The 16,517-nt window shown below is 64.5% G+C and carries 19 protein-coding genes; 13 read left to right on the top strand and 6 right to left on the bottom strand.

Features of this window, described 5'->3' with window-relative positions:
• Positions 1-204 precede the first annotated feature (204 nt).
• A complete protein-coding gene (locus I5I_RS09395; protein ID WP_036318646.1) occupies positions 205-1,017 on the top strand; it encodes a GIY-YIG nuclease family protein in 813 nt (270 codons plus the stop codon).
• A gap of 115 nt (positions 1,018-1,132) precedes the next feature.
• Here the strand turns inward: I5I_RS09395 and I5I_RS09390 are convergent, their stop codons facing one another.
• Both I5I_RS09390 and I5I_RS09385 read right to left on the bottom strand, forming a co-directional pair.
• Positions 1,133-1,486, bottom strand: a complete 354-nt coding sequence (locus I5I_RS09390) for a hypothetical protein (RefSeq protein ID WP_148285526.1) — start codon at positions 1,484-1,486, stop codon at positions 1,133-1,135.
• Entirely contained in the window at positions 1,483-2,712 is a 1,230-nt protein-coding gene (locus I5I_RS09385; RefSeq protein ID WP_036318642.1) for a hypothetical protein, read from the bottom strand. Before I5I_RS09385 ends, I5I_RS09390 begins: the two co-directional genes overlap by 4 nt.
• A 132-nt stretch (positions 2,713-2,844) precedes the next feature.
• On the opposite strand from I5I_RS09385, the gene I5I_RS09380 reads away from it, so the two are divergent.
• Positions 2,845-3,069, top strand: a complete 225-nt coding sequence (locus I5I_RS09380; protein WP_036318640.1) for a helix-turn-helix domain-containing protein — start codon at positions 2,845-2,847, stop codon at positions 3,067-3,069.
• 15 nt (positions 3,070-3,084) lie between these two features.
• Here the strand turns inward: I5I_RS09380 and I5I_RS17955 are convergent, their stop codons facing one another.
• The 4 genes from I5I_RS17955 to I5I_RS09360 all read right to left on the bottom strand — a co-directional run bounded on the left by I5I_RS17955 (position 3,085) and on the right by I5I_RS09360 (position 7,253).
• Positions 3,085-3,405, bottom strand: coding sequence for a DUF6907 domain-containing protein (locus tag I5I_RS17955; protein ID WP_374699909.1), 321 nt, complete (start codon positions 3,403-3,405; stop codon positions 3,085-3,087).
• 251 nt (positions 3,406-3,656) lie between these two features.
• Positions 3,657-4,355 (bottom strand): hypothetical protein, encoded by a 699-nt coding sequence (locus I5I_RS09370; protein ID WP_148285525.1) that lies wholly within the window; start codon positions 4,353-4,355, stop codon positions 3,657-3,659.
• A gap of 70 nt (positions 4,356-4,425) precedes the next feature.
• Entirely contained in the window at positions 4,426-5,676 is a 1,251-nt protein-coding gene (locus I5I_RS09365; RefSeq protein WP_148285524.1) for a hypothetical protein, read from the bottom strand.
• Positions 5,673-7,253, bottom strand: a complete 1,581-nt coding sequence (locus tag I5I_RS09360) for a hypothetical protein (RefSeq protein ID WP_148285523.1) — start codon at positions 7,251-7,253, stop codon at positions 5,673-5,675. The genes I5I_RS09365 and I5I_RS09360 overlap by 4 nt, the downstream gene beginning before the upstream one ends.
• Before the next feature lie 139 nt (positions 7,254-7,392).
• Here I5I_RS09360 and I5I_RS09355 point away from each other — a divergent pair, with 139 nt between their 5' ends.
• The 11 genes from I5I_RS09355 to I5I_RS09300 all read left to right on the top strand — a co-directional run.
• Positions 7,393-7,908 carry a hypothetical protein gene (locus I5I_RS09355; RefSeq protein WP_036318627.1) on the top strand — a complete coding sequence of 172 codons (516 nt, stop codon included), beginning with the start codon at positions 7,393-7,395 and terminating at the stop codon, positions 7,906-7,908.
• A gap of 477 nt (positions 7,909-8,385) precedes the next feature.
• Positions 8,386-8,694: a hypothetical protein gene (locus I5I_RS09350; RefSeq protein ID WP_051039545.1), complete on the top strand. Its 309-nt coding sequence runs from the start codon at positions 8,386-8,388 to the stop codon at positions 8,692-8,694.
• A 73-nt stretch (positions 8,695-8,767) separates the two neighbouring features.
• Positions 8,768-8,977, top strand: coding sequence for a hypothetical protein (locus tag I5I_RS09345; protein ID WP_036318625.1), 210 nt, complete (start codon positions 8,768-8,770; stop codon positions 8,975-8,977).
• A gap of 194 nt (positions 8,978-9,171) precedes the next feature.
• The gene (locus tag I5I_RS09340; RefSeq protein WP_083867982.1) at positions 9,172-9,822 is read left to right on the top strand and encodes an MT-A70 family methyltransferase; all 651 of its coding nucleotides are present in this window, start codon (positions 9,172-9,174) and stop codon (positions 9,820-9,822) included.
• Positions 9,823-9,860: 38 nt separating this feature from the next.
• Positions 9,861-10,061 carry a hypothetical protein gene (locus tag I5I_RS09335; RefSeq protein ID WP_036318622.1) on the top strand — a complete coding sequence of 67 codons (201 nt, stop codon included), beginning with the start codon at positions 9,861-9,863 and terminating at the stop codon, positions 10,059-10,061.
• Positions 10,062-10,301: 240 nt separating this feature from the next.
• Positions 10,302-12,464: a type IV secretory system conjugative DNA transfer family protein gene (locus I5I_RS09330; protein WP_051039544.1), complete on the top strand. Its 2,163-nt coding sequence runs from the start codon at positions 10,302-10,304 to the stop codon at positions 12,462-12,464.
• 172 nt (positions 12,465-12,636) lie between these two features.
• Entirely contained in the window at positions 12,637-13,485 is an 849-nt protein-coding gene (locus I5I_RS09320) for a replication-relaxation family protein (protein ID WP_051039543.1), read from the top strand.
• Entirely contained in the window at positions 13,482-13,934 is a 453-nt protein-coding gene (locus tag I5I_RS09315; protein ID WP_036318617.1) for a hypothetical protein, read from the top strand. Before I5I_RS09320 ends, I5I_RS09315 begins: the two co-directional genes overlap by 4 nt.
• 146 nt (positions 13,935-14,080) lie before the next feature.
• Positions 14,081-14,476, top strand: coding sequence for a recombinase family protein (locus I5I_RS09310; protein WP_036318614.1), 396 nt, complete (start codon positions 14,081-14,083; stop codon positions 14,474-14,476).
• 392 nt (positions 14,477-14,868) lie between these two features.
• A complete protein-coding gene (locus tag I5I_RS09305; protein WP_036318612.1) occupies positions 14,869-15,327 on the top strand; it encodes a hypothetical protein in 459 nt (152 codons plus the stop codon).
• A gap of 217 nt (positions 15,328-15,544) precedes the next feature.
• The coding region (locus I5I_RS09300) for a recombinase family protein (protein ID WP_036318649.1) at positions 15,545-16,517 on the top strand (973 nt) is incomplete at its 3' end.

Genomic DNA, 16,517 nt, shown 5'->3' with positions numbered 1-16,517 from the left:
AGCTCGGTCCCGGGGATCCTCTAGAGTCCCGCCCGGTGAGATCCAATACCGCTGACTTGTGATCACGCCTGCCCAGACGCCGCTGAACGGCATCGGTTGCCGCGACGAACGATGTTCTAGAACCGTGAAGTGGCGTCGGCGACGTCGTCCAGCGTGTCGGGCGTGCCATGTCGCGCCGGAGTTGATCGACAAGGATGATCCTCGATGCCCCTGACTCTCCGTCCGCTCCTCGTCGACGCCGGTGTCGACCCCAGCCAGGCGCTGGTCATCCGCCACGCCTTCGCGCAGGAGTCGGAAGAGAGTGGGCTGACCGGGCTGCATGCGGATTCAACGCACGCTGAGATCCTCGACTACACGAGGAACCAGTCGACCGACGTGCGCCGGTTTCCAGCCGTCCCGCCGCCGCTCTGGGTGGTGTTCATCCGTGAAGGCGGTGACCAGGCACGCCTTTGGTCGGTGGTAGAGAATCGCGGCGAGATCGCGCGAAACGGGATCCTCCGGACCTTCGACTTGATCGAGACGGAGCATCTGTCGGACTTGCGCAACAGACTCGTCATCGGCTGGCGGTCACCACGCACCTGGCGGATGAACGCCACGACAGCCGCAGAGTATCCAGTCGTGGGGATCTCGGACGCGGAGCCGATCCCATTTCCAGGGTTCGACCGGCTCGTCCTCAGTCATACGCAGCTACAGGCCGTGATGCGTGAGCACCGTTATGCATCCTGGCGCACAGCCCTGTCGTCCGTGGCTGGGATCTACCTCATCACCGACACCAGCGATGGGCGCCAGTACGTCGGCAAGGCGGACGGTGCGGATAGCATCCGCCAGCGATGGAGCGCCTACGCAACCAATGGGCACGGTGGCAACGTCGAGCTTCGCAACCTTCAGCCGTCGAACTTCCGCTTCTCGCTGCTGCGCGTGTTCGACCGGGCCTCACCGACGCGAGATATCAACGCAGCCGAGAGCCACTTCAAGACGGCGTTGGACTCAATCCGACACGGACTAAATCGCAACTGAGGCGTCGTCGACGCCTATCCCAGCCCAAGGGAGGGATGACTCACCCGCCGCCGACGACAAAGGAGTCGGCCCCCGACCAGTGGTCGGTCGGGGACCTACTCTTCGGTGGTTGAGGTCACGCAGTCAGTACCGCAGCCTTCCCTAGCGAGAGCGCAAGCGAGAGGATCCCCGCAACCAGCCCGATGATCGACAGCAGCGCGACGAAAGGCGCGAACAGCACGAACGGGAATGCACCGACGAGCGCTATCGGGAAGGACACGAGCGCCAGCGCCGCGAAGAGGGCGAAGGCGACGCCCGTCCATCCAAAGATGGACGCCACGAGCTGACGCCGACGCGTTCCATGCACGATACCCATGACCGCGAGGACGAGCGCGGCGAGGCAGAAGAGCCCGCAGATCACGACAAGCAGCATCCAGGCGGGGTCGGCTTGGAAGATCACTGAACCTTCCTCGGCGGCGTAGGCGATCACGAGCGGAGCACCCGGCGACGACGCGCCAGCAGCAGCGTGGCGATTCCGCCCGCAGAGAGCAGGAGCCCCGCTCCTCCCCCGACGCCGGCGGCAACCGGGTCGAACCCGGTGGCGGCGAGCGTGGCGGTGACGGTGAGGTCGAGCCAGAGCGAACCGGTGGTCGCGCCGCGGACCTCGACCTGGTGCTTACCGATGTCGATGCCCGTCGGGATGGTGACGGTCTGCGTGAGCGTGCCGTCTGCGTTGGCCGTACCGCTCCACAGCTTGATCGGCGTGGAGTGCAGCCAGAGCTCGACGGGTTCGCTCGGCGCCAGGCCGCTGGCGGTGACGGTCACCCGACCATCCGGAGCGACCGTGGTGGTAGACAGCGAGGCCGTCGGGGTGGACGGGCCGGTGGAGGGCAGTGTCGCGGTCGGGCTCGGGGTCGGCGTCGGCGTGGGCGTGCTGGTGGGGACGGTGAAGTGGTAGTTGTCGGCGATGGGGAGTTCGCCGTTGCAGTCGCCGCCGCATTCGACGTTGCCGATGACGCGAAGGGTGTAGTCGCCGGGGGCGAGGTCGAGCGTGTGCGTGTACGCCTGGTCACCGGGGGCGGTCAGGTGGAGGGTGTCCGTGAACAGGTAGCCACCGTGGTCGACATCGGTGCCCGGGTAGACGTAGGGGTAGACCCAGCCGTCCGTGAAGCCGTCGCGGAGGGCGTAGTTGAAGGAGATGCTGGTTCCACCGTCCGCACCGGCGGACGCCGTCAGGTTCCATGCCTTGGTAGTCAGGCCCTGAACCGGGGTGGAGCGGCAGGCATCCGGGAAGGTGTACTCGGGATCGCCGTAGAAGTGCGCATCGCCGTTGTACTTCACGCCGTACTGGATGACCGTCGACGTGTCGGAAGCGAGCGGCACGGCGACCGTGTAGGTGCCGTCCGCGCCAGTAGTGCCGCCGTAGGAGTCGATCTGCGCCTCCGGGGTCCCGTCGTACAGGATGCGGTTGACGTAGATCTCGAGCGGCGTCCCCGTCGGGTACGGGCCGGGCGTCGAGGAGTCGAGGGTCGCGGTGACGGTGACTGCAGCGGCGTTGTCTCCGGTGCAGACGGGGTCGCCCGCTGCGATGTTCACGTTTACGCCGGATGAGGTTTCGGCGACAGCGGGCTGTGACACCGCGAGCACGCCCGCGCCGGCGAGCAGGGCGGCAGTAACGAAGGTGAGGGCGCGGCGAAGGCGGCGAGGTCGGGTCATGGTGAGGGTCCCCAAGGCGTGTGGCGGGCGGGCAGGAAGGCAGTGGTGCTACTCATAAGTAGCACATACCGCAATGTCTTGCCACTTATAAGTCTGTAGACCTATAGGTAGCGCCCTGGTGGCCTTGAAAGCATGGAAGGCGAGCTTCAACGCAGACTCGGTCACAACCTCCGAGCCCGTCGCCAAGCACTCGGCCTCAGCCAGGAACAGTTCGCCGAGCACCTCGGCTACCACCGCACCTACATCGGCGGCATCGAGCAAGGCCTCCGCAACCTCAGCCTGCGCTCCGTGGAACGCCTGGCGGCAGATCTCAACGTCGACCCGCTGGAGCTCCTTCGCGAAGCTCCAGCGGGCTGACGTTCGAGCCCCGGGTTACGAGGTGCCCCGCAGCTGATCGATGAGAGCACCGAGCGCGACGTGTAGCCGGACTGCGCTCTCGACTGTGACCTCGATGAACTGCCGTTCTCCAACGACAGCGACCCAGATATCAGTCGCTTGACCGACGGGTTGTGACGCCAGCACCGCGAACTCCGTCGCCTCCGCGCCAGGTCGAGTTCCGCGTTCGGTCGTCACGACAGGAACGAGCACTTGCGGACTGAAGTGGTAACGATCCTGGGCGTGGTCTTGACCCTCGTGATCGCCGGAGCACCAGGAAGGGCAGAAGATATCAACGAACTCGGTACCTGAAGGCATAACGATCCCTCTAACGGGGGCCACCCCACGCGAATTGTACCGACCAACAGGTCAGCGGCCGGCGTTTGCCGAGTCCAAGGAGCGACCCTTCAACGACCACAAGCTGTACCGGCTTGGTTGCCGCGAAGTCGAGACGTCTGACAACTCGGGCACTGCATACGACCAGCCAGACCGTCCGTACGGTCGTGCTCTGCGCTGCATCGCGATCCCCGCCGCTGCAGCCTGGCCTCGATTTGGCCAGCGCACGCCAGTCAGCCTCGGATGTAGGCGAGGATCCGCTTTCCGCGCGGGGTGGTGCATGAGTCGAGTGCGCCGTTTGGAGTCATCATGGTGTTGAGGTTCGGGGTTGCAAGCCCGAGTCGCTCGAGTTCCGCGGCGACGGCGGCGAGATCTTGATACGACACGGTCTCGGCATCTGCTAGCTGGCCCAAGGCTGCGTTGCGGAAGTACTTGTCGATGATCGCTCCACGGCTACTGATCCCATACGGCTGCGCCTCAACTTCGAGGTCGTGCCGGGCAAGCCAGGCGCGCGGGTCGTCCAGGAAGTCGAGGAGTCGGACCTGCACAGGGGTCATCTGAATGACCGTCGGCAGCAGTTCCTCTCGCTCATCGAGGGAGATCGTCGACCATGAGCCGGAGTTCGCGAGCACCGAGGCCAAGAGCTGTCGTTTGCCTTCGTCGGCTGTGGCCTGAGCTTCGCGAATGATGCGATGCGCGGAGGCGACGAACTCGTCGTCGTCTCCCGCTGCGATCGCTTTGACACGCTCGTCTGTCATCCGCTGAGAAGCGGCGACCATTGCGAAGAACTCTTCGTCACGTTCGCGTTGTCGCGCGCTGAGCCCCGCTTGAAGGGTGCCGACAATTGCTCCCAGTACCGGAACCTCCCCTGCGATAGCGGCGAGGACACCGGCGGTGGTGTTCTTGAGCTGGCTACTGTCCGGAGACTTCACACGCGCCACCGTACTCCCCACATCGCGCGATCCGGAGAGGGCCGGTCGACTGAGTCGCGCGCACCGGCAGTTACTGATCCACTCGATACATGGGGGGCATGTCGTGATAGACCGCGTCCTGTTGATGGTTGGGGCGGATGACGATGCGGTCTTTAGTCAGATCGTGGTCGTTGGTGTAGTCGGGCACACATTTCGTGAGATCGCCCCAGCCCCTCGACGAGGCATCACTGCAGTTCCACCCCACGCCTACGGGGTAGTACTCGATGGAGACCCGCATGGACTCTGAGCAGTCTCGATCCACAACCCCGTCGCGAATCTGCGTGAGGTCATCTTCGAGGCAGATCCCAACGCCGGTTACCTCGGTCTCGCTCACGCTTCCGTTCCAGCCTATGAACAGGTTCGGGTGTTCCTTCTGTTCCTCGGCCAAGTCGAAGCACTCGTCACCTGATTTCGTACACCATTTGCTCTTGAGGAACGGGGGAACGTCTTGGTCGGAGCGCATCTCGGTCAGCTGGTTCGTCAGCGTTGTGATCTGATCGGGTGAGCAGGCCTGGCCGCGATCGGTATTCGATCGGCCAACACGGCAGTACAACGCCCCTCGATCCAAATACACAAGGACAGCAGCAGCAGAGTTCACGCCGGGCCAGGTGAAGGACTCTTGGGGAGCTGCTCCCGAGAGGATCGGGATGGTTTGATTCGTCACATCCATGGCGGAGCTCGACGCCTGGAGCCGACCGTCGAACGGTTGATCTCCCGTGAAAGTGATGAACGCGCCCACCGTCCCGCCGGGCGCCAAAGTCACGGAAAAGGCGCCCTGCTGATCTCCAGTGGTTGCGTCCTTATTCTCATCCTTGGTTACGTTGTAAATGACGTCGTGCCACTCGAGTTCACCATCGCCCGCAGGTCCCGTGAGGGACGGCGGACCGCACTGGAATACGACTCCGACGGCGGGTTGATCATGGTCACTGTCGGCTCCTGGACGCGTCCCGTCGGTCGTCAGCATTACGACTTGGGGATCCTTGCTGATGTTCGTGAAGCGGACCTTCTGCGGGAACGTCACACGTTCAGCGTGCTCGCCCAGCCACGAAGTCATGGCTGCAGAGCAGTGGTCCACGTCTCCGACGTCACCCGTCGGCATTGTGGAGAAATCCGTTGAGGATGGCAGCCAGTATGCGACTCCGTTGGCCTCGGCACCCTCCGCCACGAGCGCGTCGGTGACGTTCTCAATCTTCAGGACGTCTGGCTTCGCAGCGCATCCGCTCAACACCAGCAGCATCGAGACAACAGCACCAACAGCCGCGGTGACGCCTCGTGCGTTCATTCGAGCCCCCATGTTTTCGCTATCAAGGTACGTGCCTCATCGAGCGTGCACTGCTTCGTCGTGTCTTTGTCGGTCGCGCACAACAGTGTCAGCTGGCCCTCCGCGCCGATCGGCACGACTTGGACGGTGACCTTCTTGCCAGCGGGCATCCCGTGGTAGACGACCTGTAGCGGCTCCGTCGGGTCTTCGCTGCTTGCAACCGGCCCCTGCCTAACTGGGTCAGCGCCGGACCTCGTGTCGACGAGCAGGGTGCCGCTGAAGTCCTCTTCTCCCGCGAGGGTGACATAGATGCCCGCGGTGCTGAACGGTGCAACCGTGCGTTGAAAGTCACTCGCCTTGCGGCCCGTGAATCCGGCCAGCGACTCGTCGCTGGCGTCCAGCGCGAGATGCGAGTAGGAGATCTCGCCATTGTCGCCTCCCGTACCCCCTTCACAGGTGAAGAAGAAGCCGGGCGTCGCGGGTGAGTTCTGACCGCGTGCGGTGACCTTCTCGATACTGAGCGGGACGGTCGAGTCGATGTTACGCACGCGGAAGTCGATGCCGCGCTGCAGCTGGCCGTTGGCTAGTAGCCAGCTCCGCACGTCAGGGTTGGCGCAGTCATAGTTGGGCGTTGGAAGCCCTGCAAAGGAATTCGCCTCGGCGGGGAGCCAGAACTTAGCACCCTCCCAGTCGAGGTCACTCACCATCTTTGGGGCAGCCACAGCCACCACCTCCGCCTCAGCGCTCGACGCGGCATTAGCCATCGCGATTACGACCGGGACAGTAAGGCCGAGCACAGCGACCGCTCCTGTTGTCCACCACAGAAGGAGCCGCTTGCGCTTCTTCAGTTTCCTGCGGGCACTTTGGGCGCAGTCATCAGGCGCGGAGGGTGCTTCAGTTTGTAGAACGGCGTCATCGGGCGTCGGAGCACCGACCGGACTCTGGTGCGCGGCCCCTTCCGTAGCAGATTGGGATGACGTGGCGTCGCCCAGGGCCCATGGCTCCGGATCGTCTAGTTGGTCGCGATTCTCGCGATGAGTCGGATGCGCAGTGGGCTCTGGGGCGCGGTGGTGTTCCGAGTGGAACGCTTTGAGCCGCTCCTCGGCGCAGGCCTCGAACAGGAGTTCACCGAGGGCGTCGACGATCTCCGCCAGTGCCCCACCGTCTTCGATGTAGTGACCGCGAGTTTCGTCTTTCTTGAAGCGGATGCTCTCCCCAGATTGATCCCGGCCAAGATGCCGAATCGCGCGTTCCTTCTTGTCCGCCACGCTGTCGCCCGCGTCACTCTCGGGCCCCCATCCCAGCATCTCCCTTGCGGCCAATATTCCGGGCTCCGCGCTTTCAGAGCCCTGGACCACGTGGCAGAACAAGGCCCAGGTGTCGTCATCGGTCCAGTCCGCGCCAAGCCCAGAGCGGCTGCGGACAACAGTGTTGAGGGTTGGCGTCGCAGCCATTGTGGTCTGAGCGACCGAAGGCGAGCGTGCAGCCGCCGAATTTGGCGCCAGTCCCGTAACGAGCGAGGCGAGTTGAAACCGGATGCGAAATGCTTCTTCGCCGCCCCAGCCTCGCCCCATGGCGAGAGCATACAACAGCACCACCTATTGACAATGATTATCATTAGTTGTATAATACGCACCCGAGGGTGGCCCCTCATTGAAGGGAGGCCACCCCATGGCCCAAAACCCAAAGTACGACACGACACGGACACGTTTCGGGGACTGGCCTCGCGCCTACCAAGTGCTCGACCGTCACGAACGCGTCTTCGCCGCCGTTGAGGCTTTCCACCAGTTCTTCGACGAAGAGTTCGACGACACCGAGTTCGCCCGGAACGCCATAGCTCGCGGAATCGAGCACCCGGAGAGCGAGCTCCGGTGCGTGCTGGACTTCGTCTTCGTCTGGCTCATGGAAGGCCGCGCCGCCCTGGCGTGCCCGACCTTCGAGGAGTACCTGACGGCCATCATCGGGATCACCGAAGGGGCACGATACGACGCCCGCGACAGAACTGGACTCTTCCTGCGCACAGCAACGGACACGGGGGATGGTGTGGACATCACCTTCTGGGGAGAGCGACCGGAACAAGACGGACCGCTTGCCGGACAGATCGCAGGGTGGAGGAGTCGCGAATCCGATCGCGGCTACTACATCAACGGTCTGCCTACTGGGTGGCAGGGGTTCAACCACCCTGCGTTCAGCCGCGACACCTACGAACTCGCTCGCGCCGCCGATCTTAAACAGGTCTCAAAGAAACGCTGACATCCGAAGCACAAGCACGACACAAACCGCAAATCATCTTGGGCCACCAGCCCGCATCCAACCACGGATGCGGGCTTTCTCATTGCGTTTTCAACTCCACATCAGCGACACATCGGAGACACGACAGCCGACACAACGACACATGCGCCGCTGGTTGCGAGCGTCGATCTGCCGTGTTAGCTGACCGACGTAAGAGCCCCCATTGACCAATCGAAAGGACCGAAACGATGGCAACTTCATGGCCTATCCCCGGAAGGGCATCTCCGGACAACGCCTTCGACCCCATCGCCTCCCGACTCGCAGAGACGTATCCGTTCGACGTCGATGAACTCGACACCGAGCCCTTGGCACCGAGCACCCGCGAGTAGGCGATCCACTCGGTCTAGCGAGAGGTCCGTGCCGACACCCCCTCGACACGGACCTCTCGAACCAGCGAACCATCCACCGCAGTCCACGTACAGAAGAAGGAAAAATCAGATGTTCGAAACGAGCAAGGAACTGTCACCGTTCGGTGGCAGCGCATCATCCGGCCTGTCGCAGCTGAGCCTCGGCCTGCAGCGACAGACGCGACGCGAGGTCGAGCGGGTGCAGACCCGCGCAATCGTCGCGAAGCTCACCGAAGACGGGCGGGCGTTCTTGACCCACACCGCCCTGGAGCATGTCGGAGCGTTGACGGCGCTGGAGCAGCACCTCATCACGGTCGCCCCGCTCGGCGAAGCCCGATACCGCGAAATCGTCGACTCCTACACGCTGGGGGCCGCGGCAGCGATCCGACGGTGGTCGTGATCATGAGCACGTTCATGATCTTCGCCGTCGCGATCTTCGGCCCGTACTGGCTCGTGGCCTCATCATCACGGGTGTGCAGAACTACCAGGCTTTCACCGCATGGGTCCGCTCTCGCCGTGAGGAGCGAATCGCCACGATCGAGGCTGAGCTGGACCGCACCCAGGCGGAACTCCGCCGCACGATCCTCGACCTGTCCGCCGCGCTCGGCGCCGAAGCACACGAGGCCCGCAAGGCCTTTATCCGGGAGTCATTCATCGCCCGTGGCGAGATCCCGAGGGACTGATCGATCGGATAGCCCGGGGCGGTGACATCAGGACGTTCCTGGATTGCACCGCCCCGGGCTTTCTCTACCCCTGTTGATCCCGATCGGACAGTTGGCGATTCGAACCTCATGCCTCATACGTGATGGGGCAGCCGCCGGACCCCGCGTCATCGCGCCCGGCGAATGAACAAGACCGCTGCAGGAAGGAGGGTTCCATGCACACCACCAATAGCAACACTGATCACCCCGATACCCCGGAGAAGAACCTCGAAGGCCCGCCGCCGAACAATCGGCGCCGCTACCAGACGATCCTCGCCGATCCACCCTGGAAGGCAGGGCAGGAGGGCAAGCTCGGCGCCGGGACGAAATACCCACTTATGAGCCTCGAAGCCATAAGGGCGATGCCCGTGGCCGACCTCGCCGAGGACAACGCCCATCTCTACCTCTGGTGCTACCCCGCAACCAGGTACGTAGCCGAGGACGTTATGCGGGCGTGGGGGTTCGAGTTCAAGGACGAGTTCGTCTGGGGCAAAGACCAAATGGGCCTCGGCCAGTACTTCCGCCACGCCCACGAGACGCTGCTGCTCGGCGTCCGCGGAAAGCTCCCCGTCAAGTTCCGCGGGCAGCGCAGCTTCACGATGCTGCCCAGGCAGGACCACTCCCACAAGCCGGAGGAAGTCCACGTCATGATCGAGCGCCTCAGCCCCGGCCCCTACCTCGAGCTGTTCGCCCGCCGGCCCACCTATGGCTGGGACATCTGGGGCAACGAGGTCGAGTCCGACGTCCGCATCCCCGGCTACCCCGTCCCCAGCGACGGCCTGCCGTCCCGCGACCTCGACCCGCGTTCGGAGTCCGACTGTGCCTGACCTGATCCAGCTGTCATTCATCCCTTCGGAGGTTCCTGATGTCCTCATCCGAGAAGACCTTGCTCGGCCGGTTCGTGTCGGCCTGCGGGATGGTGGCGTTCGCCGCGTTCCTGTTGTGGCTGGCCGTGTGGCTCATCCAGCAGATATGGGTGTGGCTGCTCCTCGCCGTCGTCCTCGCAGTCGTGATCACCGTGACGGTGATCGTCCTCCGGTACCGTCGCGACCGGTGGTTCCGGTAGGGGGCCGCTCATGAGCCGGTCATCGTCACCGAAGCGAGGACGGGGACGCCCTCGCCGCCAGTACCGCATCCGTGTGGTGGGCGAACGCCGCGAGCATCCCGACTACGACAAGCTCGCCCGCGCCCTCCTCGAACACGCCGCCATGCAAGAACGCGAACACCGTGGGCCTGACGCCTCAACGCCATCGACCGTCCAGCCCAATGACGACGCACCCGAAGCCGACACGGAAGGGAGCGACTCATGACCCAGTGGCGCGAACTTCACTTCCAGCCGCCCATCGACGAGCAGCAGCTGCTCGGCTTCCTCCGTGCCCTCGCGGCCGACCCTGCGCGTGGCGGCCTCGTCTGGGAAGCTCGCACCGAGGCCGGAAAGACGCGGCATCTCATCGGCGGCGACCCCACCGACCTCTCGGCCGCGATGTCGACCCTGCGCCGTCTCATCCCCGGTCTCACGGTCGCGGCCCCCGTCGAACCGCGCGCCGTCGTCGAACGGGCCGGACGGATCCGCATCACTGGCCGTCACCTGGCGTTGTCGACCGACACGCATGGACAGACTCTGCGTGCGGTGCTGGCGGCACTGTCAGGGGCGACGGGTAAGGATGATGTCCTCGTCCTCCAAGTCGTGCTCGGTAGGGCGCTGGCCCCCGAGATGCTGCCCACCACAGCGCCGGACCCGAGCACCTCGCTCGCAGGGTTGCTGCTACGTGGTGCGGCGCCTGCGTCGACGGCGGTGCGCTCCCGCATGCAGGACAAGCTCGCCCAGTACCGGTTCCGTGCCGTCGTGCGCATCGGGGTCACCAGCCCCTCGCCGGTTCGGCGGCGTCTGCTCGTCCACAGTTTGCTCGCGGCCATCCGCACCCTGCAGTCCAGCGGCGTGAATATCTCCCTCACCACGAAGAACCCCGCCAACCTCGACGCCGGCCTTGTCCCGCTCCGCCAGCCCCTCGCGCTCACGTCCGAAGAACTCCTGCCGCTATTGGCCTGGCCCATCCAGGACGGCGACCTGCCGGGCCTGCCCAGCCGACACCCCAAGATCGTCCCACCACCAACCGGCTTCACCGGAGCAAAGGAACGCGTCTTCGCCACGGCGACCGCCCCAGGCTCGACCGCAGCCATCGGCATCCGGATCGAGGACGCCCTCCGGCACACGCACGTCTACGGCCCGACCGGAGCGGGAAAGAGCACGCTGCTACTGCACCTCATCAAGGCGGACATCGACGCCGGCCGGTCGGTGGTGGTCATCGATCCGAAGCGTGACCTCGCGATGGACACTCTGTCGCTTATCCCGGAGCACCGCACGGGTGAGGTGGCAATCGTGGATCCGTTCATGGACCGACCCGCGGGGATCAACCCGTTCGCCGGCCTCACCGGGCTCGACGGTGACGAGCGTCGCCCACTGGTGGCGGAGATCATGCTCGACCTGTTCCGCGGCCTCTTCCCGAACGCCTTCGGTCCTCTGACCGCCGACACGCTGCACGCCTCGTTCTTGACCCTGACGTACGCCCCCGATGCGTCGCTCGCCGCGCTCCCAAAGCTCCTCACGGATGACAGGTATCGCCGGTCGGTGCTTGCGCGGGTGGAGGATCCGTCGCTGCTGGACTTTTGGGCGCAGTACGAGCAGAAGAGCCCGGGCCAGCAGGCCAACGCTGTCGGCCCCGTCATGACCCGGCTCCGCCAGTTCCTCCTACGACCCGGGGTTCGCGCTGTCTTGGAGCAGACGAACCCCACCTTCCGGCTGGAGGATCTGTTCGACAAGCGCCGCATCCTGATCGTCAGCCTGAACAAGGGGTTGCTCGGTATCCAGACGGCGTCGCTGCTCGGATCCCTCGTGGTGGCGCAGCTATGGCAGCTCATCCAAGCCCGCTCCGCCGCCCCGAAGGAGCAGCGTGCACCGGTGAGCATCTACATCGACGAGGCGCAGAATTTCCTTCACCTCGGCGACCTCGCCGAAGCCCTCGAACAATCCCGCTCCCTCGGAGCCGCCTGGCATCTGGCTCACCAGCACCGCGGCCAGATGCCCGCCAAGCTCCTCGACGCGATCGACGCGAACGCGAGGAACAAGATTCTGTTCGGCCAAGAAGATGCCGAAGCGAAGACCGCCGCTCGTCTCACTGGTCTCGATGCCGAGGACTTCTCCCGGCTCCCGCCCTACGAGATCTACACCAGCCTGCAGCACCACGGCACCCGCACCGGCTGGTTCTCCGGCCGCGTCCTGCCGCCTCCGAAAGCGGTCTCCTCCGCCGACGCGGTCATCGCCGAAGCGTCCGCCCGCTACGGAGCGAAGCCCGACGCAGCACCACGTCCCGCGGAGAGGGTGACGGCGGAGGCCGACGCACATGGTGAGGGGCAAGGTGACGAGGTCGATGACGAGCCGATCGGGCGCACGAAACGGAGCCCGAAATGAGCGCTCTAGAAGAGGCGAGGGGGTGTCGGATCGCCCATCGGATCACTTCCACGGATTCCGCCCGACTTCGCCGATTTCACGCCGATCCCAACTCCTTACGGGAGCCGACTATCCCGCCCCCGGCGGGATCCCTTAGGCCCCAGAGCAAGCGACCAGGAAGCGAGGCCGCCCGATGAACAGTTACCACGCCGCATCGCGTGTCAGCCCAGCCCAGCTTGCACGGCTTAAGGAGACGCTCTCCGACCGGGACCGCGACGTCCTCGGATTCCTTGCCCAGTTCCGCTACGCCACCACGAGCCACCTCCGCCGCCGCTACTTCACCGGACACACGAGCCAAGACGCTGCCACCCGCGCCACCCTCCGCGTCCTGGACCGACTCCTGCAGCAGCGCCTCATTACTCGGCTCGAACGCCGGGTGGGCGGCCACCCGCACGGCTCCGCGGCCTACATCTGGCACCTCGACGCCGCCGGGGAACGACTCACCAGGAAAACGAACTCACCCCGACGCCGCTACGCCGACCCCGCCTGGCCCTTCCTCGAACACAGCCTCCAAATAACCGACACCGCCATCACCCTGCACGAGCTCGCCGCTACCGATACCCTCACGGTCGAAGAGCTCCAGGTCGAACCAGACGCCTGGCGAAGCTTCCTCACCCCGCAGGGGCGGACCGCCATCCTCAAACCCGACCTGTTCGCGACCATCGCGAGCGCGGACTACGACGACCACTGGTACCTGGAGGTGGACCGCGGCACCGAGAGCCTGCCCGTCCTCCTCCAGAAGTGCCGCACCTACGCCGCCTACAAGGCCACCGGGCGGGCACGAACCGAACACGGCGTGTTCCCCCGAGTCCTTTGGATCGTGCCCACCCAGCGGCGTACTCAGCGGCTTACCCGCGCCATCGCCGCGGACGCAGGACTGCCGAGCCGCCTCTTTAGCGTCATCACCCCCGACCAGCTCACCGCCACGATCAGAGACCCCGAATGCATCCACGCACCCGCGTCCAGAAAGGAGGAAGCATGAACCCCGAAACACCACCGCCTTCAGAACCGGAAGGCGGGCCACCTCGCGACCGCGGACCAGCACCGTTCGGCCCCGAAGCAGCCGCCTCCGCCGAACGCTCCCTGGCCGCCCTGCCTGACCCTGACGACGCCCTCCGCGTCCTCCGCGGCATCGAAGAGGCTGGAGCTTCTTTCGCCGCCTACCTGCTTCTACCTGACACCGACCTGGCCGCTCCAGACATCCTGGACAACTTCTACGACAGCTACGCCGACGCCTGGGAGACCTTCGCGGAGTTCCGCCACAACGTCCTCGAAGGACTCGGCTGGCTGGAAGCCGTGGAGAAGGTCACGAACGAACAGGGCATCCCCGACGACCACCTCACCTGGAACCACGCCGTCATCGACCAACGCATCCACGACACCTACGACGTCGTTCACCTCGACGGCTGGTGGCACGTCTTCAACAAGTAGCCCCGACAACAGACTTCGCCCCACCCAGCTTGGGGGCGGCACAAGCTCCGCCTTCACGGGTGGGGAATCCACAACCAAACAGACCGGGGACGTTCCTGAGACGGACAGGGGACGGCTTCGGCGCTTCAGCCGAAAGGAGGCGCACCATGCACATCAGATCAATCTACGAAGAGCACTACCTCGGAGAGACCTACCGGACAGGGGTCGCCTACCTGAGGGCCCGCAACGAGGAAGACGACCGGGCACCCCGCCGTGTCGGCGACTACTCGCTCACCCGGCAACGAGAGCTCATCGCCAAAGCCGCCAGAGCTAAGGGCGTGATCATCGTCGCCGAGTACATCGAGTACGGCGACCGCGAGGGGTACCGGCCCGCCTCCACTCAAGCGGTGACCTTCATGTCGGAAACCCACGTCCCAGACCTCTTCGTCGCCCGCGAAGAGTACCTGGCACGGCGGCAGAGCGACTTCGGACTGTTCATGACGCTACTCAAGGACAGTCAGATCACACTCACCCCCGCTATCGAGCGGTGGAAGGAGTACTAACCGTCCACGCGTGGGGCCAGACGCTCAGCCAGACGCCTGGCCCCACGCCCAACCGGCACCCACCGCGAACTCGGGCGGCACCGAGTTTTCCCCAGGTAATGAAGACAATTCCACAACAGGAAGCCTCTCGACTTCGAACACGAAGTGAGCGTCAATGGGAAGGAGAGAACCTGCACATATCGACGACACGCCGCCACCACTACGCAGCTGGCCGGCGCGACGTTCGCGTCACTCACCACGCAGGCCGATCCGCACGAACCCGCGTCCGAGTCCCTCTCCTCAGCCCATCCCGTGCCCAAAACTTCACGGCGATCACCCCGTCGCCGTGACGCAAGCGGGTGCTGCACAACGGAGCATCCGGATCAATCACTCACCCTGAAAGGAGGGAAGATATGACACCCATAATCAACACGCAGCAGTTGCCAGCGGTCACCGCTTCGCTCATCAGCAGACTGGCCCGGTACCTGTCCGCACAAGGCGACGCCTCCAACGGACTGCTCCACGAGTATGAGAGCCTCTCCGAGGAAGACCAGCGAGCCTTCGCGATCTACCTGCTCTACGTCAACACCACCGATGCGCTCACGCCGCGTCTCATCGAAGACTGCGACGACGCGTTCATCGGGCACTACGACACCTGGCAGCAAGCCCGCGACTACCTCGCCGACGTCCTCGAATGGCCCCACGCACTCGCTAACGCAGAAGTGAAAGACAACGCCGGGGCTGACATCACCGACCTCCTCACCTGGGACGAGGCGCTGGTCCGCGAACGCCTCAACGAGCTGTTCACCATCGTCGAACTCGACGACGACACGGTCTACGTCTACCACCACGACCGCGAACAGAACGTGTGACGCACCCACCCAGGCGGGGCCACCACGGACCACAAACCCACCGGCCCCGCCTGGGCCACCTCAGATACCGATCACCAGCGAAGAGCAACAGCCACATCGCACAGAGTGAGGTCTACGGCGCGAACTCCACGTCGCCAAACATCTCGAGTTCTCAGGCGAAGCGAGCGTGAATCAAGGAGTCAAGTCCGCCCGAACGGCGGCGAGAAAGGAGGACTACATGAACGCAACAACCACCCTCACACCTCCGGTCGGAACCCGCTTGAGCGCGGTGTCATACCTACGTGTGTCGACTAAAGAACAGGCCGAGCGCGACGGCGATCCGGAGGGCTACAGCCTTCCCGCGCAACGCGAAGCTAATCGCCGGAAGGCCGAATCGCTCGGCGCCGAGATCGTTGAAGAGTTCGTCGACCGCGGCGAATCAGCTCGGTCCGCTGATCGACCTGACCTGCAGCGCATGCTGAAGTTCATCGCCGAGAACCCCGTGAACTTCGTCATCGTGCACAAGGTCGACCGATTGGCACGAAGCCGTGCGGACGATGTCACTATCAACCTGGCTATCCAACAGGCAAATGCGCGTCTCGTCTCCGTGAGCGAGAACATTGATGAGACGCCGTCCGGCATGCTGCTTCACGGCATCATGAGCTCGATCGCCGAGTTCTACTCGCGCAATCTCGCTAACGAGGTCGTCAAGGGCATGAGTCAGAAAGCGAAGACCGGCGGCACGCCTGGGCGAGCCCCCATCGGCTACCGCAACCGCGCAGCTGTGAACGACGAGGGCCGCGAGGTTCGGACCGTCGTGCTCGACGACGCTCGCGCCCCGCAGATCAGCTGGGCATTCGAGGCATTCGCAACCGGCAAGTACACCATCAACCAGCTCCTCGATGAGCTGACCGCACGCGGACTCACAAGTCCTCCCACGCCCAAGCGGGCCGCACGACCGCTGACAGCGAGCCAGCTCTACAAGATCCTCAACAACTCGTACTACCTCGGCATCGTCACCTTCCAGAACACGAGTTATCCCGGAAGACACACGCCTCTCGTTGACCAGAGCACATGGCGGAAGTGCCAGGAAGTGTTCGCGTCGCGCCTGACCGGTGAGAAGGCACGAGTGCACAACCACTATCTCAAAAGCTCGCTGTTCTGCGGCCTCTGCGAGAGCCGACTCATCATCCACTACTCGAAGAACGCTG

Source organism: Microbacterium sp. B24 (assembly GCF_000333415.1).
Classification (GTDB): Bacteria; Actinomycetota; Actinomycetes; order Actinomycetales; family Microbacteriaceae; genus Microbacterium.
This window is presented reverse-complemented; position numbering and strand designations above follow the sequence as displayed.

Coding starts and splice junctions, on each gene's coding strand:
- I5I_RS09310 (WP_036318614.1), top strand. CDS start 14,081: ATGCACATCAGATCAATCTACGAAGAGCACTACCTCGGAGAGACCTAC.
- I5I_RS09350 (WP_051039545.1), top strand. CDS start 8,386: ATGTTCGAAACGAGCAAGGAACTGTCACCGTTCGGTGGCAGCGCATCA.
- I5I_RS09380 (WP_036318640.1), top strand. CDS start 2,845: ATGGAAGGCGAGCTTCAACGCAGACTCGGTCACAACCTCCGAGCCCGT.
- I5I_RS09335 (WP_036318622.1), top strand. CDS start 9,861: ATGTCCTCATCCGAGAAGACCTTGCTCGGCCGGTTCGTGTCGGCCTGC.
- I5I_RS09365 (WP_148285524.1), bottom strand. CDS start 5,676: ATGAACGCACGAGGCGTCACCGCGGCTGTTGGTGCTGTTGTCTCGATG.
- I5I_RS09320 (WP_051039543.1), top strand. CDS start 12,637: ATGAACAGTTACCACGCCGCATCGCGTGTCAGCCCAGCCCAGCTTGCA.
- I5I_RS09340 (WP_083867982.1), top strand. CDS start 9,172: ATGCACACCACCAATAGCAACACTGATCACCCCGATACCCCGGAGAAG.
- I5I_RS17955 (WP_374699909.1), bottom strand. CDS start 3,405: ATGCCTTCAGGTACCGAGTTCGTTGATATCTTCTGCCCTTCCTGGTGC.
- I5I_RS09385 (WP_036318642.1), bottom strand. CDS start 2,712: ATGACCCGACCTCGCCGCCTTCGCCGCGCCCTCACCTTCGTTACTGCC.
- I5I_RS09315 (WP_036318617.1), top strand. CDS start 13,482: ATGAACCCCGAAACACCACCGCCTTCAGAACCGGAAGGCGGGCCACCT.
- I5I_RS09395 (WP_036318646.1), top strand. CDS start 205: ATGCCCCTGACTCTCCGTCCGCTCCTCGTCGACGCCGGTGTCGACCCC.
- I5I_RS09330 (WP_051039544.1), top strand. CDS start 10,302: ATGACCCAGTGGCGCGAACTTCACTTCCAGCCGCCCATCGACGAGCAG.
- I5I_RS09305 (WP_036318612.1), top strand. CDS start 14,869: ATGACACCCATAATCAACACGCAGCAGTTGCCAGCGGTCACCGCTTCG.